A 13867-nucleotide genomic window follows, 5' to 3' on the forward strand; every position below is an offset into this window, starting at 1 on the left:
GGGCAACCGCCCCGGCCTTCCGTGTGATCCGTCGATACCGCTGACGCTTAGTTGTTGCTCTTATCGAAGTAGTCCGCGCCGCCGACGTACTCGGTGTGGCCGCTCTCGACGTCGGCGGTAACCATCTTGGCGACCTCCGCGGCGAACTCCTTGACCGAGTACAAGCGTCCGGCCTCGGCGCGGCGGGCCTCGATGGCGCCCGGGTTGGAGCGGTCCAGCAGGGTGGCGGTGACGGTGCCCTCAATCATGTCGCCGGAGACGACGACCAGGGAGATGCCCTTCTCGGCAAGGTTCGGAATGAGTTCGCGGAGTGCGTCCTCCCCGGCGCGCTTGCTGCGTGCCACCGGCTCGTAGTTCTCCATGGTGGGCACCGTGTTGATGAAGTGGGCCTGGTGGCTCGTCACGAAGACCACGCGGGAGCCCTCGGGCATCAGCGGCACGGCAGCGTTGAGCATGTTGACCTGCGCGTCGCGGTTGAGCTTGAGCGCGTAGTCCTCCGCCATGCCGGATTCCATCCCGCCGGAGGCGTTGAGGACCAGGACGTCGAGCGAGCCGAAGTTCTCCATCGCGGCGCTGGCCAGGGCCTGGACGCCTTCCTGGGTGGTGAGGTCGGCCCCGACGGCAGCGGCACGGCCGCCGGCCGCCTCGATCTCCGCCACAACCTTGTTGGCGCGGGGTGCCTTCTGGCGGTAGTTGACGACGACGGCGGCGCCCTCGGCGGCGAGGAACTTGGCGACTTCAGCGCCGATGCCCCTCGATGAACCGGTCACGATTGCGGTCTTGTTGTCCAGCAGTCCCATACGAGCTCCTTTGTTCCAAACGTCCAAAAACGGTGGGTCTGCAGTCCATCATGCCAGCGGCGCAGTGGTTTTCCGTTGTTCGTGTTCCACAAAGAAGCCACGGCAGCCTAGTGGCGGCCCGGCCAGCGGGGGTACGCTCGCCGGCATGGAAGGTCCGCGCGGCAGTCGCCGGGAGGCTGTGTGTCACGAGACGCGTTGCCGCGGGGCGTGAGCAAGGAATCCACCCCGGAGCTGGTCTTCAGCGGCTCCCCCCGCGGCCTGGAACTGTTCCGGGCGGTGGAGAGGATGCTGGCGGCGTCCACCCCGCCGGCGACCCGGGCAACGAAAAGCCAGGTGGCCTTCCGTGGCAGGCGCGGCTACGCGTACGTCTGGTGGCCCGGCCGCTATCTGGCTTCCGAAGTGCCCGCCGTGCTGTCGATTGCCTTGCCGCGGCGCATCGACTCCGCCAGGTTCAAGGAGGTGGTGAATCCCTCCCCCGGCCTGTGGATGCACCATCTGGAGCTTCACAACGAAGAGGAGCTCGACGCCGAGGTTGCCGAATGGCTGCGTGAAGCCCGCGCGGCAGCGGACTGACACTGGTTCGGGCGCCCGGGGCGGGTGGCGGGCGCCCCGCTAGGCGACATCACGGGGCGGACGGACCGGTTCTGTCCGCCCGCCCGGGGGCGTCTGTTGCTACGTGTGGTCGATCCTGATTTTTTTGGCCGTAGTGTCCGGGGCAGTCACCGGTGCCGGCGCGCGCACCTCAAGAACGCCGTCCTTGTACGTGGCGGTGATGTCCTCTTCCTTGGCACCGGGCGGCAGTGCAACACTGCGCGTGAAGGAGCCATAGCGGAACTCCGAGCGGTAGCCGTCCTTGCTCTTATGCTCGGATTTCTCCTCGCGTTCAGCCCTGATGTGAAGCATGCCCTCACTGACGGAAACGTCGACGTCCTTGTCCGGATCGATCCCCGGAACCTCAGCGCGCACCACCAACGTGGTGCCGTCGACGAACTGCTCGACTTTGATGGACGGTGTCATTGTCAGGTCGCCGTCGAGGAAACGCTTGATCGGCTCCAACACGTCCGACGGCACCCACTTGTTAAGTTCAGCCATGATTGTCCTCCCGGATCCATGCCCCTGCCTTCGTGTGGTCAGGGGTTGTAGCCCCATTACACACCCGGGAGTCGGTGGCGCTAAGGGCAAAAAGTCCCATGGTGTGCCGTACCAGGGTGGTCGGACAGGATATGCGGACCCCGCCGTGGTCGGCAGCGGGGGAACCTGAGCTTTGGGGCACAACGACCCGGACGCCCGTCTTTTGCAGACTGGCTTTCCTCGGGGGGGGTGGTCAGTTTCGGCGTCACACCGCCACTCGGCCGATGCCGAAATTTTGTCGGTGCCTCCTTCTATTCTGAAGGCATGGAAAGCAGCACATCCTGGAGTGTGGAGAGCAGGGCGGCCATGGCGGCCGTCGCGGCGACTGCTGCTGCGCTTGCTGCCTTCATCGGCGCCGGCCCGCTCCGGGATCCCGACGCCCTGCGGGACGCTGATCCGCTGCGGGATGCGGTGGCCGTCCGGGACACGGATCCGTTCCGGGGGATCGATCCGTTGCGGGATCTGGCGGATGATTGCCTGGATGCGTTGGCCGGGGTGGCCCGGTTGGAGGCGGGTGTGGCGGCGTTGAAGGTGCGGCTGGCCGCGGAGTACGTGCAGGCCACCAGGGCCCTGGCGTCCCCGGGGGTGTCCCCGCACGGCCACACCGTCCAGGAGATGGCCATGACCGCCGAGGTCGCCGGTGTCCTGACAGTCAGCGAACGGACCGCGGACGCGTTCCTGGGCGTGGCCGAGGAGCTGACAAGCTCGTTGCCTCTGACCCTGGCGGCGCTGCAGGCCGGGACGATTTCCTGGCAGCACGCCCGGGTCATGGTCGATGAAACCACCAACCTGGACCGGGCCGCCGCGGCCGGGCTGGAGGCGCACTTCCTGGACCCCGACGCACCGAACCCGGCCCGGGGGTGTCCGGCCGGGGACCTCGTCCCGGGACGGTTCCGGACCAAAGCCCGTGTTTGGCGCGAACGCCACCACCCCGCCAGCATCGAACAACGTCACACCAAGTGTGCCGCGGACCGGCGGGTGGAGTTCCTCCCGGACCGGGACGGGATGGCCTGGTTCTCGGCGTATCTGCCGGCCGGTACCGCCGCGGGGATCTGGGACCGGACCACCGCCGCTGCCCGGGCCCTGCAGGGCCCCGGCGAGGCACGGACGCTGGCCCAGCTGCGCGCCGACATCGCCGCTACCTTGCTTCTGAGCGGCACCGCCGCCGGCATCACCGGGAGCCCCGGGAGCGCGGGCGGCACGGTCGACAGCGGCACCGGTGCCGGGAGCACGGGCGTGTTTGAGGTCGGGGGCCTGATGGCCGGGTGCGGGGGTGTGCCGTCGCCGCGGGCGCAGGTCCTGGTCACGGTCCCGGTCCTGTCCCTGCTGGGTGTGAGCGGGGAGCCGGCGGTCCTGGACGGGTACGGGCCGATCCCGCCCTCGATGGCCCGGCGCCTCATCGCGGACGGTGCCGGGTCCTTTTACCGGGTCCTGACCGACCCGCGGGACGGGGCGCCGCTGGAAATCGGCCGGACCCGCTACCGCCTCACGAAAGCCCAGCGGCGGTGGTTGCGCCTGCGCGACGGGAAGTGCCCGTTCCCGGGCTGCAACAACGCCTCGCTGGATAACGACGCGGACCATCTCCTGGCCTGGGCCGACGGAGGGACCACCGGGATCTCCAACCTCGGACAGCCCTGCCCGAAACACCACCGGCTCAAACACGGCTCGGGGTGGACACCCTCCGGGGCCAGTAAAGACAAACCACCCGGATGGACCTCACCAACAGGCCGGTACTACCCCAGCGAAGAACAGGACTGGGAACCACCCCACTGGCCCGACGGCCTGCTGACCACAGCCACAGGCGCGAACACGAAGACATTCACGTTCACAGACACAGACACGGACGCGGGCACGGACTTGGATCCCGACGCGGGCCTGGACACAGGCCTGAACCACGGCCCGCCGACGGATCCGGGCCATCACCCGGAGCCGCCGCCCGCCGGGCCCTTCGGCCTGGACCCCGGCCCGGACCCCGACCAGGAATTGCCCGAGGACCCCGTCCCGGACTGGTACCTATTCATAGTCGAGCACGAGTTATCCGCCAACGAGCCGGAAGACCCGGACGACCAGGGCTGGACAGAGTCCCTCCTGGACCCAGCCCCGGAATCCTTCCTGAGCCACTTCGCCTGAACAACGCCTGCACGCCGTCGCAGCGCGGTAGTAGCACCGCCCTGGTGCTACCAGGGCCTGATGTGTCCGCCAATTGGTTTGTGGCAACTTTGGCACGCTGGAGCAATGCCGGGTATTCGGGATCCCGCAGGATGCCCGACGGCAGCGAATTGAATCGTTGATGCCCAGTCTTAGACGGGAACGGTGGAGGTCCCGTTTGCTAGTGACCCATGCCGAGGCCGCCGTCGACGGGGATGACGGCGCCGGAGATGTAGGCGGCTTCGTCGCTCGCGATCCAGCGGACCACGTTGGCGACCTCCGAGGCTTCCGCGAAGCGGGCGGCAGGAACCTTCGACAGGTAGTCCTTCTGGGTTGCTTCGGGCAGTTCTGCCGTCATGTCGGTGTTGATGAAGCCGGGAGCCACCACGTTCGCGGTAATGCCGCGGGAACCCAGTTCGCGGGTCAGGGAGCGTGCGATGCCGACGAGCCCGGCCTTGGATGCCGAGTAGTTGATCTGGCCGGGCGCACCATAGAGGCCGGAGACGGAGGAAATCAGCACCACGCGGCCCTTGCGGGCCCGGATCATGCCCTTGGACGCCCGTTTGATCACACGGAAGGCACCGGTGAGGTTGGTGTCGATGACCGAGGTGAAATCATCCTCGCTCATCCGCATCAGAAGGGTGTCCTTGGTGATGCCGGCGTTCGCCACCAGTACCTCGACTGCGCCATGGGCAGCTTCCACTTGAGTGAATGCGGCGTCTACGGAGGCCTCGTCCGTGACGTCGGCTTTGACGCCAAGGATGCCCTCGGGGAGCGCCGATTCGCTGCGGAAGGTGACGGCCACCTTGTCGCCGTTGGCGAGGAAGGCTTCGGCGATGGCGAGGCCGATTCCGCGGTTTCCGCCGGTGATCAGAACACTGCGGCCGGTGGTTGCTGTTTCAGTCATGGTGGAGCTCCGGAATTCTGCGGCGGGACGGCGCCGCGCTGTGGGCGGGATTTTTCCTGCCTCCGATCTTAGCGCCCGGCACCGCCCCGTTTGGGCGGCTCTGCCGATGGTGAGAGAATTGCTTTAAGCTTTGGGAGCGTGATCTGACAGCCTTGACACTCAAAAACAGACCCGGTGTACCTGTGCCCGGGAACCCGGACCTACCCTCCGGTGATTCCGAGGTTCACAGCATTACGGACGCCTCCGCCGCACACTCCGAAGAGATACGCCAGCGGATGATCAAGTACGCCGTGGCGATGGGGATCCGCATGGTGTGCCTGATCCTGATTTTTGTGGTGGATGGCTGGCTGAAGATCCTCCCGGTGATCGGGGCCGTGTTCCTGCCCTGGTTTGCCGTCGTCATCGCCAACGGCAGTGACAAGGCGGAAGTCCACGCCGACTCGCTGCTGGATTACGCACCGCTGGCGCAGATCGATGCGCCGGCTGCCGAACCCGGCGACACGGCTGAGACGGTGTCGGACGACCCGTCGCTGACGCTGCTGCAGGGCGAACTCGTCGAGGATGACGACGTCCCGACGGAAGAGCGCGGCGCCCCGGGCGGACACGACGACGATGGCGACCACAGACGGGCAGCATCATGAACCTTCTTGACCTTACCGGGAACGGCGGCTCAGCCGGACCGGCGGAAGCTCTCTGCTCCCGCAAAGCGTGCCGGAGCGGCGCCGAATGGCAGCTGCTCTGGAACAACCCAAAGATCCACACCCCCGAACGACGCAAGATCTGGCTGGCCTGTGGAGAGCACCGGGCCTGGCTCGAGGACTATCTGCAGACCCGCGGGCTCTGGAAGGACACCGTGGCATTGGACCCGGCAGGCAGGGCAAGCTGAATGTACCGTTTTCTCTTTTCCAGGAAGTGGCTCGGCTACCTGGTGCTGGCCGCGGTCTTCGCGGCCGCCTGCGTCGGACTGGGCCGCTGGCAGATGGACCGCCGCGCCGAGACGCTGGCCGAGATCAACCGCGTCACCTCCAACTATTCGGCCACGCCCGTCCCCTTTGCCATGGTCAAGGACCAGTTCCGCTCGCTGGCGGCGGAACGGGAGTGGACCCAGGTGGAACTCAAGGGCAGTTACGACGTCGCCGGGCAGCGTATCGTCCGCAACCGGCCGCTCAACGGTCAGCCCGGCTACGAAGTCGTGGTTCCCTTCCGGGTGGAATCGGGCGAGACCGTCGTCATCGACCGCGGCTGGCTGCCGATCGGCAACAACAATCCGGGCAGCCCCGATTCGGTTCCCGCTCCCCCGCAGGGCCAGGTGACCGTTGTTGCCCGGCTCAAACCGGCCGAGCCTGCGCTTCAGCGCGGCGCCCCGGACGGCCAGCTGGCCTCGATCGACCTTGCCGCCTATTCCGGCCAGCTGGGCTACCCCCTGCTGACCGGCGCCTACGCCCAGCTCGCGTCCGAGAGCCCGGCGGCGGCAGACATGCCCTTCCCGTTCCCCAAGCCGACCACCGATGAGGGCACCCACCTGTCCTACTCGCTGCAATGGTTCGCCTTCGGGGTGCTGATGTTCATCGGCTTCGGTTACGCGGCCCGTCAGCAGGCGCGAAACGCTGCCATTGACGCCGAAGACGCCGAGACGGCAGAGACCGACGGCGGCTTCATGCACTCCAGCGGCCCGGTGGCCCGCCGCCGCCCGGTTCCCCGTCTGCGGAAGAACGCGACCGCCGAGGAAGAAGAAGACGCCATCCTGGACGCCCAGGGGTTCTGAGGGATGGCCACACTGTTTTCGGAGCCAGTGGTCCGGGTGAAGCGCGCGCTCTCCGCCCTTGGCGCGGCAGACACCGTGACGGTCCTTGACTCAAAAGTCCCGACGGCGGCTGCGGCGGCCGCCGCCCTGGGCTGCGGCGTTGCCGCGATCACCAACAGCCTCGTGTTCGACGTCGGGGGCGCACCGCTGCTGATCCTGGCCAGCGGCGCCGCGAGGGTCGACGTGCGGAAGGTCGCCGCTCAGCTGGGCACCGGAAAGATCCGCAGTGCCTCCCCCGGGTTCGTCCTGGAACACACCGGCCAGGAGATAGGCGGCGTGGCCCCGGTCGGGCATCCGGAAAAGATCAAGACCCTGCTGGACGAGTCCCTGAAATTCCACGAGGTCCTCTGGGCCGGAGCAGGAGACCACCACTCGATGTTCTCCATCAGCTACGAGGAGCTGCGCCGGATCACAGGCGCAGTGGAGATGCCCGTTCGCTAGCGAAGAGGGCGGCGTCCGCGCGGGTGGCGTGGGCAGCCAAGGTGTACTAGGCCAGCGTAATCAGGTCCAGGTAGTCTTCGTTCCAGTGATCCTCGATGCCGTCGGGCAGCAGCACGACGCGCTCGGGGTTCAGTGCGGCGACGGCGCCTTCGTCGTGGCTCACGAGCACGACGGCGCCCGTGTAGTTGCTCAGGGCCCCGAGGATTTCGGCGCGGCTGGCCGGGTCGAGGTTGTTTGTGGGCTCGTCGAGGAGCAGCACATTCGCGCTCGAAGCCACGATGGTCGCAAGGGCCAGTCTGGTCTTCTCCCCGCCGGACAGCACACCGGCGGGCTTGTCGACGTCGTCGCCCGAGAACAGGAACGAGCCCAGGATGTTGCGGACTTCCGCGTCGTTCATGTCCGGGGCGGAGGAGCGCATGTTCTGCAGCACGGTGCGGTCCACGTCCAGCGTCTCGTGCTCCTGGGCGTAGTAGCCCACCTTCAGGCCGTGGCCCGCTACGACCTCGCCGGTGTCCGGCTTGTCAACGCCGGCCAGCATGCGCAGGAGGGTGGTCTTGCCGGCGCCGTTGAGGCCCAGGATGACCACCTTGGAGCCGCGGTCGATGGCCAGGTCCACGTCGGTGAAGATCTCCAGCGAGCCAAAGGACTTGCTGAGTCCGTCCGCGGTGAGCGGGGTCTTGCCGCAGGGTGACGGATCCGGGAAGCGCAGGGCAGCCACGCGGTCGGTCGCACGCACGGCCTCGAGTCCGCCAAGCAGGCGCTCGGCACGCTTGGCCATGTTCTGCGCGGCGACGGCCTTGGTGGCCTTGGCGCGCATCTTGTTGGCCTGGTCAAAGAGGACCTGGGCCTTCTTCTCCGCGTTGGCGCGCTCCCGCTTGCGGGCCTTCTCGTCCGTTTCGCGCTGCTGGAGGTAGCGCTTCCAGTCCATGTTGTAGAAGTCGATCTGGGCGCGGTTGGGATCCAGCAGGAACACCTTGTTGACGGTGGCTTCCAGAAGCTCGGTGTCGTGGCTGATTACGATCAGACCGCCCTGGTGGTTCCGCAGGAATTCCCGGAGCCATGTGATGGAGTCCGCGTCGAGGTGGTTGGTGGGCTCATCGAGGAGCATCGTTTCGGCGTCCGAATACAGGATCCGGGCCAGCTCCACACGGCGGCGCTGACCACCGGAAAGGGTCTTGAGCGGCTGGTTCAGCAGACGGTCCGGGAGCGCCAGGTTAGAGCAGATCGCCGCGGCCTCGGCCTCGGCCGCGTAGCCGCCGGCGGCCAGGAACTCGGACTCGAGCCGGTCGTAGCGGTTCATCGCCTTGCGCTGGACCTCGGCGTCGTCGCTGGCCATGTCCTCATGGGTCTGCTTGAGCTTGTTGACGGCGATGTCCAGGCCCCGGGCGGACAGGATCCGGTCACGGGCCAGCTGCTCCATGTCCGGGGTCCGGGGATCCTGCGGCAGGTAGCCGATCTCGCCGCTGCGCGTGACCTTGCCGCCGGCGGGCAGGCCTTCGCCCGCGAGCACCCGGGTCAGTGTGGTCTTGCCTGCACCGTTACGGCCCACAAGGCCGATCTTGTCTCCCTTGTCGATCCGGAAGCTCACCTGGTCCATAAGGAGGCGGGCGCCGGCGCGCAGTTCGAGATCCTGGACGGTAATCAATGCAGCTAAGGCCTTTCACAACAGGGAACGCCGCGGCACAACGGTGGAATCTGGAGGGGGCCGGGGCAGTGTGGCCGAGAGAACGGCCTCTCCAAGTCTACCGGTCCAGCATCCGCCTCATGACAAGCGCCCACCGCTGGCGGGAAACGACGGACGACGGCGGCGCGGCCCGGACAGTGCCGGGGCCCGCCCGGGCGCCTTTGGTGTGGGCCTCCAGCTGGGGCTGCCCTGCTTAGTAGGGCACCTACAAAAAACGTCTCCCCCCATGCTCGTAGAGTCGAAATCAGAAGCAGTCCCCCACTTACTTGCGATTGGAACTCCCATGACGAAGACCGACGGCACCCTTGCCGCCACCCCCGCCCGGCAGCGGAGCCACTGGAACGCCACCGACCTGGGGCTGATCGCCGTCTTCGCCGCGCTCGTGGCCGGATCCGCCCTGATTGCCGCCATTCCGGTGGGCGGGATGGGGGTCCCCATCACGGTGCAGACGCTCGCCGTGATCCTCACGGGCCTGGCCCTGGGCCCCGGCAGGGCCTTCGCCGCCGTCGGGCTCTATGTGCTCCTCGGACTTGCCGGGCTGCCGATCTTCAGCGGCGGGCGCAGCGGGCTCGGCGTCCTGGCCGGTCCGTCGGCGGGCTACATTATCGGCTTCGTGGGTGCGGCCGCGGCCGTGGGCTGGCTGACCGTCGTCGTGCTGCGCCGCACCGCGGGACGTCCCGGCAAGCTCCGCGCGGTCCTGCTTTTCGCCGCGGCGATGCTGAGCAGCATCATCTTCGTCCACGGCCTCGGCATCCTCGGCATGATGGTCAACGCGAAGCTGGACTTCTCCAAGGCGTTCCTCGCAGACCTGGTCTTTTACCCCGGGGATGTGATCAAGAACGCACTCGCCGTGACCGTTGCGCTGGCGCTGCACAAGGCGTTTCCGGATCTGCTGATCCGCCGGGTCCGGACCGGAGCGGCTGTCGCCCCGGCGGCCGCCACACACACCGCCGACGCCAAGGTGGATCACCGGCCGTGAGCACCATCGTGCTGGACCGGGCTGCGGTGCGGGTGGCGGTCGACGGCCGCCACGCGCCCAAGACGCTGCTGGCGGCGCTGACCCTGCGGCTCACCGAGCAGCGTATCGGCGTGATCGGGGCCAACGGTTCCGGCAAGTCCACCCTGCTGCGGCTCCTCAACGGGCTCGTGGCGCCCAGCAGCGGCACCGTCACGGTGGACAGGTGGGACACGGTCCGGGCGGTGCGGGAGGTCCGACGGCGCGTCGGCTTCGTCTTCACGGATCCGCTGTCCCAGCTGGTGATGCCGACCGGGCGGGAGGACGTGGAACTGTCGCTCCGGCGGTCTGTCCGGAACGGCCGGGAACGCAGCCGCCAGGCGGAGGCGACACTGGACCGTTTCGGGCTGCTGGCACTGGCCGATCAGAGCATCTACGAGCTTTCCGGCGGGGAGCGCCAGCTCCTTGCCCTCGCCGCCGTCCTAGCTGTGGACCCCGAAGTGCTGGTCTTGGACGAGCCGTCCACCCTGCTGGACCTGCGCAACCGGGAACTACTGCGCCGGACCCTGGCCGGGCTCAGCCAGCAGGTCATCCTCTCCACCCACGACCTTGAGCTCGCCCTGGACCTGGACCGGGTCCTCGTGGTCGACGCCGGCACGGTGGTGTTCGACGGCGCCCCGGCCGCCGCCGTCGAACACTACCGGGCGCTCTGCGCGGCGGGGCTCCCTGCCTCCGGCGCAGCCGGGCACCGGCCGGCCCCGGAGAATCTGCAGCCGGTGCAGCTGCATCCGGAGCGCCCGTGAGCGGCCACGGATTCCTGCTGGCCAACTACGTGCCGGGCACCTCCCCGCTGCACCGCGCGCCGCTGTGGCTGAAGTTCCTGCTCGTCCTCGGCTGCGGCATGGCGTCCTTCCTGATCGTGGACTGGGCCGCCGCGGCCGCAGCCCTGGCCGTGATGTGCGCCCTGTTCCTGATCAGCGGGGCGGGCCTGCGGCGGCTGGTCCGGGCGGTGCGGCCCGTGCTGCCGGTCCTGGCGATGATCGGGCTGTTCCAGTGGTGGCAGCTCGGCGGACCCACCGCGGCGCGGATTGTGCTCAACGTGCTGGTCTGCATTGTTGCGGCGTCGATCCTCACCGCCACCACGCCGGTGCAGCGGCTGCTCGACGGGGTGGCTTCCCTTGCGCGGCCGTTCCGGCGCTTCGGCGCGGATCCGGAGCGCTTCGCGCTGACGATTGCCATTATGCTGCGCAGCATCCCGTTCATCGCCGGTGCGTACAGCGACGTCCGGGATTCCGCCCGGGCCCGCGGCCTGGAACGCAACCCCCGCGCCCTGATCCTCCCGGTCTTCATCACCACCGTGGCTTTCGCCCGGCAGACCGGCGACGCCCTCGCCGCGCGCGGCCTGGGCGAGGCCGAGACCGACACACAGTCCGGTCCCGGAGCCAAGACCCAGCCCGAGGCCGAGAAGCCCACGCAGCCAGCCGGCCCCGGGGGACATGCCCTCCCGTGACCCGGGCCACGGGACATAATCCCACTATGTCCACTGGCTGAGCCCAGGAATGGGCATGTCCACCGGGGGACGAGCCCGGCACTGGGCATGTCCCCCGCTCCCCCGGCGTAAGGGCTGCTAGGACAGGATCTGGTACTCCAGCAGCGCGGCCGTGCCCATTCCCCCGGCGATGCTGATCATTGCCAGGGCCAGCTGGCCGGCGACCGGGCTGCGGCGGGCCTGCGCCAGCAGCCGGGTGACGAGCACCGCGCCGGACGCCCCGTAGGCGTGCCCCAGGGCCAGGGCGCCGCCGTCGAGGTTGGCGCGTTCCGCGGGGATGCCGAGCCGGTCCAGGCATGCAAGGGTCTGGGACGCGAACGCCTCGTTGAACTCCACCAGCCCAAGCTCCGCGGCTGTCATGCCACAGCGTTCCAGCAGGCGTTCCGCGGCGGCGGCCGCCCCGATGCCGAGCAGTTGCGGATCCACGCCCGCCGTGTCCGTGCCCCGCACCAGGAGGCCGTCGCGGGCGCCCAGCGCGCGGGCGCGCTCGACCGTGGTGATCACGACGGCGGCGGCGCCGTCCGCGTCGAAGCAGGAGTTCCCTGCGGTCACCGTGCCGCCCGCGGCAAACACGGGAGGAAAACGGGCGAGCACGGCCCCGGTGAGGCCGCGGCGCGGCCCGTCGTCGGCGCTGACCAGGCCGGCCCCGTCGTCGGCACTGACTACGGGTGGACCGTCCGAACCGGGACCGCCGCGGAGCGGGACGATTTCGGCATCGAAGAACCCTGCGGCGGCGGAAGCGAGGGCGCGCCGGTGGCTGCGCAGCGCGAACCCGTCTTGCCGCTCCCGGCTGATCCCGCAGCGGGTGGCCACATTTTCGGCGGCGACCCCCATGTCCGGATCCCCGAGGGCCAGGGGTGAGAACTGCGCGCGGGCGAAGAATGCCGGGACCCCGTCCGTGTCCCGGCGGGCGCGCATTGGTGCGGTGCTGATGCTCTCCACTCCGCCAGCCAGGTACAGGCCATCGCCCCCGGCGGCCACGAGCCTGGAGGCCAGCACGATCGCGTCCAGTCCAGAGCCGCACTGTCGGTCCACGGTCAGGCCGGGGACGCTGACGGGCAGCCCGGCTTCGAGGGCGGCGAGCCGGGCCACGTTGCCGCCGCCGCCGACGGCGTTGCCAATCACCACGTCCGTCACGGACACCGGGGGCACGCCGTCCCCGCTGCGAAGTTCGGTGAGGAGTTCGCGGAGCACGGGGGCGAGCAGCCCGTGGGCGGGCACGGACTTGAGCGCACCGTGGGCGCGGCAGATCGGGGTCCGGCGTGCGGCGATGATGACCGGCTGCCGGTCCCCGGGCAGGGCCCAGGGCTGCCGCTCAGACAAGGCGCCGGACCCGGGGGTCGTTGCGGTCAATCCAGTCGAGCAGCAGTTCCCGGCTGAGCTTGCCGCGGTCCGTCAGCGGAAGCCCGGCCAGGACGAAGTATTCCATGGGCCGCTTGTTGCGGGCCAGCACGTCCTCGACCCCGGCCTTCAGCTGGGTGGCGGTCAATCCGCCGTGCGAGGGGACAATACCGGCGATGACCTTCTGGCCGCGGAGATCGTCCGCGCGGCCTGCGGCGACGGCGGCGGCCACGCCGGGGACGGAGGCTAAAGCCAGCTCGACCTCATGCGGGTAGACGTTGGTGCCTGCGGTGATGATCATGTCCGAGCGGCGGCCCAGCATGTGCAGGATCCCGCCCTCGAGGTAGCCCTGGTCCCCTACGGTGTGCCAGCCGTCGAAGCTCTGCAGGGCCCGGCCGTCGTCGCCCCAGAGGTAGCCGTCGCTGACCATTCCGCTGCGAACGCAGATGTTGCCGTCCGTGCCGTCGGGCAGCTGGGCGCCGTCGTCGTCGAGGATGCGGATGTCGACGCCGGGAAACGGCTTCCCGATGCCGGTGCCGCGCTGCTCCGGCGGCTGGCCCGGCGGGAGGCCAGCGCCGGAGACGAAGCTGAGTTCCGAGGCGCCGTAGTACTCGAAGATGGTCGCGTTGGGTGCCCATCGGCGGGCGGCTTCCAGGGTCCGGGCGTCGAGCTTTGAACCGGCGCAGATGATGCTCCGGATGCCCGAGGCGTCGACCCCGCCGCTTAGACCCCGTTCGCTGAGGAGACGGAGCATTGTGGGCACGAGGACCAGCCGGGTGATGCCGTCGTGGCTGACCGCGGCGTGCGCGTCGCCGACATCGAAGCGGGCCAGGGTGTGGAATTCCGAGCCGGCGTACAGGCACTCTGCCAGGGCGTAGAGGTTCAGGCTGGCCGCGAGGGGCCCGGGCGCCAGGGTCCTGTCATCCGCGGCCAGGCCAAAAAATTCGACCGACGCGTCGAAGGACAGCCGCCAGGAACGCCGCGAGCGGGTAAAGGCCTTGGGGACGGATGTGGTGCCGGAGGTAAGGCCGATCAGGAAGGGAGTGTCCGGCGCCCCGTCGACGAGTTTCAGCCCGTCCCCCGGGCCCGGGGGGGGGGGGGGGGGGG

14 protein-coding genes and 1 pseudogene are annotated in these 13867 nt (G+C 68.9%); 9 read left to right on the top strand and 6 right to left on the bottom strand.

What is annotated here, in order from left to right:
- Positions 1 to 47: 47 nt before the first annotated feature.
- Entirely contained in the window at positions 48 to 800 is a 753-nt protein-coding gene (locus QCD75_RS20505; protein ID WP_301231325.1) for an SDR family oxidoreductase, read from the bottom strand.
- A 207-nt stretch (positions 801 to 1007) separates the two neighbouring features.
- On the opposite strand from QCD75_RS20505, the gene QCD75_RS20510 reads away from it, so the two are divergent.
- On the top strand, positions 1008 to 1373 hold the full coding sequence (locus tag QCD75_RS20510; protein ID WP_301231327.1) for a DUF5655 domain-containing protein: 366 nt from the start codon (positions 1008 to 1010) through the stop codon (positions 1371 to 1373).
- Between the two features lie 99 nt (positions 1374 to 1472).
- Here the strand turns inward: QCD75_RS20510 and QCD75_RS20515 are convergent, their stop codons facing one another.
- Entirely contained in the window at positions 1473 to 1892 is a 420-nt protein-coding gene (locus QCD75_RS20515) for an Hsp20/alpha crystallin family protein (protein WP_301231329.1), read from the bottom strand.
- Between the two features lie 303 nt (positions 1893 to 2195).
- On the opposite strand from QCD75_RS20515, the gene QCD75_RS20520 reads away from it, so the two are divergent.
- Entirely contained in the window at positions 2196 to 4061 is a 1866-nt protein-coding gene (locus QCD75_RS20520) for an HNH endonuclease signature motif containing protein (RefSeq protein WP_301231330.1), read from the top strand.
- Positions 4062 to 4260: 199 nt separating this feature from the next.
- On the opposite strand, the gene fabG is transcribed toward QCD75_RS20520, so the two are convergent.
- Positions 4261 to 4986 carry a 3-oxoacyl-ACP reductase FabG gene (gene fabG / locus QCD75_RS20525; RefSeq protein ID WP_301231331.1) on the bottom strand — a complete coding sequence of 242 codons (726 nt, stop codon included), beginning with the start codon at positions 4984 to 4986 and terminating at the stop codon, positions 4261 to 4263.
- Positions 4987 to 5138: 152 nt separating this feature from the next.
- Between fabG and QCD75_RS20530 the strand changes: the two genes are divergently transcribed.
- The 4 genes from QCD75_RS20530 to QCD75_RS20545 are packed head-to-tail and all read left to right on the top strand — an operon-like array spanning position 5139 to position 7231.
- Entirely contained in the window at positions 5139 to 5627 is a 489-nt protein-coding gene (locus QCD75_RS20530) for a DUF3099 domain-containing protein (RefSeq protein WP_301231332.1), read from the top strand.
- Positions 5624 to 5872 (top strand): hypothetical protein, encoded by a 249-nt coding sequence (locus QCD75_RS20535; protein WP_301231333.1) that lies wholly within the window; start codon positions 5624 to 5626, stop codon positions 5870 to 5872. The genes QCD75_RS20530 and QCD75_RS20535 overlap by 4 nt, the downstream gene beginning before the upstream one ends.
- Positions 5873 to 6751, top strand: coding sequence for an SURF1 family cytochrome oxidase biogenesis protein (locus tag QCD75_RS20540; RefSeq protein WP_301231334.1), 879 nt, complete (start codon positions 5873 to 5875; stop codon positions 6749 to 6751). It begins immediately after the preceding gene.
- Between the two features lie 3 nt (positions 6752 to 6754).
- A complete protein-coding gene (locus QCD75_RS20545) occupies positions 6755 to 7231 on the top strand; it encodes a YbaK/EbsC family protein (protein ID WP_301231335.1) in 477 nt (158 codons plus the stop codon).
- Positions 7232 to 7277: 46 nt separating this feature from the next.
- Here the strand turns inward: QCD75_RS20545 and QCD75_RS20550 are convergent, their stop codons facing one another.
- Entirely contained in the window at positions 7278 to 8876 is a 1599-nt protein-coding gene (locus QCD75_RS20550) for an ABC-F family ATP-binding cassette domain-containing protein (protein WP_301231336.1), read from the bottom strand.
- A gap of 322 nt (positions 8877 to 9198) precedes the next feature.
- On the opposite strand from QCD75_RS20550, the gene QCD75_RS20555 reads away from it, so the two are divergent.
- The 3 genes and pseudogenes from QCD75_RS20555 to QCD75_RS20565 all read left to right on the top strand — a co-directional run bounded on the left by QCD75_RS20555 (position 9199) and on the right by QCD75_RS20565 (position 11380).
- The gene (locus QCD75_RS20555) at positions 9199 to 9894 is read left to right on the top strand and encodes a biotin transporter BioY (protein WP_301231337.1); all 696 of its coding nucleotides are present in this window, start codon (positions 9199 to 9201) and stop codon (positions 9892 to 9894) included.
- A gap of 98 nt (positions 9895 to 9992) precedes the next feature.
- A pseudogene (locus tag QCD75_RS20560) lies at positions 9993 to 10673 on the top strand (energy-coupling factor ABC transporter ATP-binding protein); the annotation flags it as partial.
- The gene (locus QCD75_RS20565; protein WP_301231339.1) at positions 10670 to 11380 is read left to right on the top strand and encodes an energy-coupling factor transporter transmembrane component T family protein; all 711 of its coding nucleotides are present in this window, start codon (positions 10670 to 10672) and stop codon (positions 11378 to 11380) included. The pseudogene QCD75_RS20560 and the gene QCD75_RS20565, both read left to right, overlap by 4 nt.
- A 117-nt stretch (positions 11381 to 11497) precedes the next feature.
- Here QCD75_RS20565 and QCD75_RS20570 read toward each other — a convergent pair whose 3' ends face one another.
- Positions 11498 to 12742, bottom strand: coding sequence for a thiolase family protein (locus tag QCD75_RS20570; RefSeq protein WP_301231340.1), 1245 nt, complete (start codon positions 12740 to 12742; stop codon positions 11498 to 11500).
- On the bottom strand, positions 12735 to 13867 hold a 1133-nt coding region (locus tag QCD75_RS20575), incomplete at its 5' end, for an AMP-binding protein (protein ID WP_301231342.1). The genes QCD75_RS20575 and QCD75_RS20570, both read right to left, overlap by 8 nt.

Source organism: Arthrobacter sp. PsM3 (assembly GCF_030433895.1).
GTDB lineage: Bacteria > Actinomycetota > Actinomycetes > Actinomycetales > Micrococcaceae > Arthrobacter.

What these genes read in the sequence shown, in the direction of transcription:
- QCD75_RS20505 (WP_301231325.1), bottom strand. Translation starts at nt 800, where the DNA reads ATGGGACTGCTGGACAACAAGACCGCAATCGTGACCGGTTCATCGAGG.
- QCD75_RS20515 (WP_301231329.1), bottom strand. Translation starts at nt 1,892, where the DNA reads ATGGCTGAACTTAACAAGTGGGTGCCGTCGGACGTGTTGGAGCCGATC.
- QCD75_RS20520 (WP_301231330.1), top strand. Translation starts at nt 2,196, where the DNA reads ATGGAAAGCAGCACATCCTGGAGTGTGGAGAGCAGGGCGGCCATGGCG.
- fabG (WP_301231331.1), bottom strand. Translation starts at nt 4,986, where the DNA reads ATGACTGAAACAGCAACCACCGGCCGCAGTGTTCTGATCACCGGCGGA.
- QCD75_RS20535 (WP_301231333.1), top strand. Translation starts at nt 5,624, where the DNA reads ATGAACCTTCTTGACCTTACCGGGAACGGCGGCTCAGCCGGACCGGCG.
- QCD75_RS20540 (WP_301231334.1), top strand. Translation starts at nt 5,873, where the DNA reads ATGTACCGTTTTCTCTTTTCCAGGAAGTGGCTCGGCTACCTGGTGCTG.
- QCD75_RS20545 (WP_301231335.1), top strand. Translation starts at nt 6,755, where the DNA reads ATGGCCACACTGTTTTCGGAGCCAGTGGTCCGGGTGAAGCGCGCGCTC.
- QCD75_RS20555 (WP_301231337.1), top strand. Translation starts at nt 9,199, where the DNA reads ATGACGAAGACCGACGGCACCCTTGCCGCCACCCCCGCCCGGCAGCGG.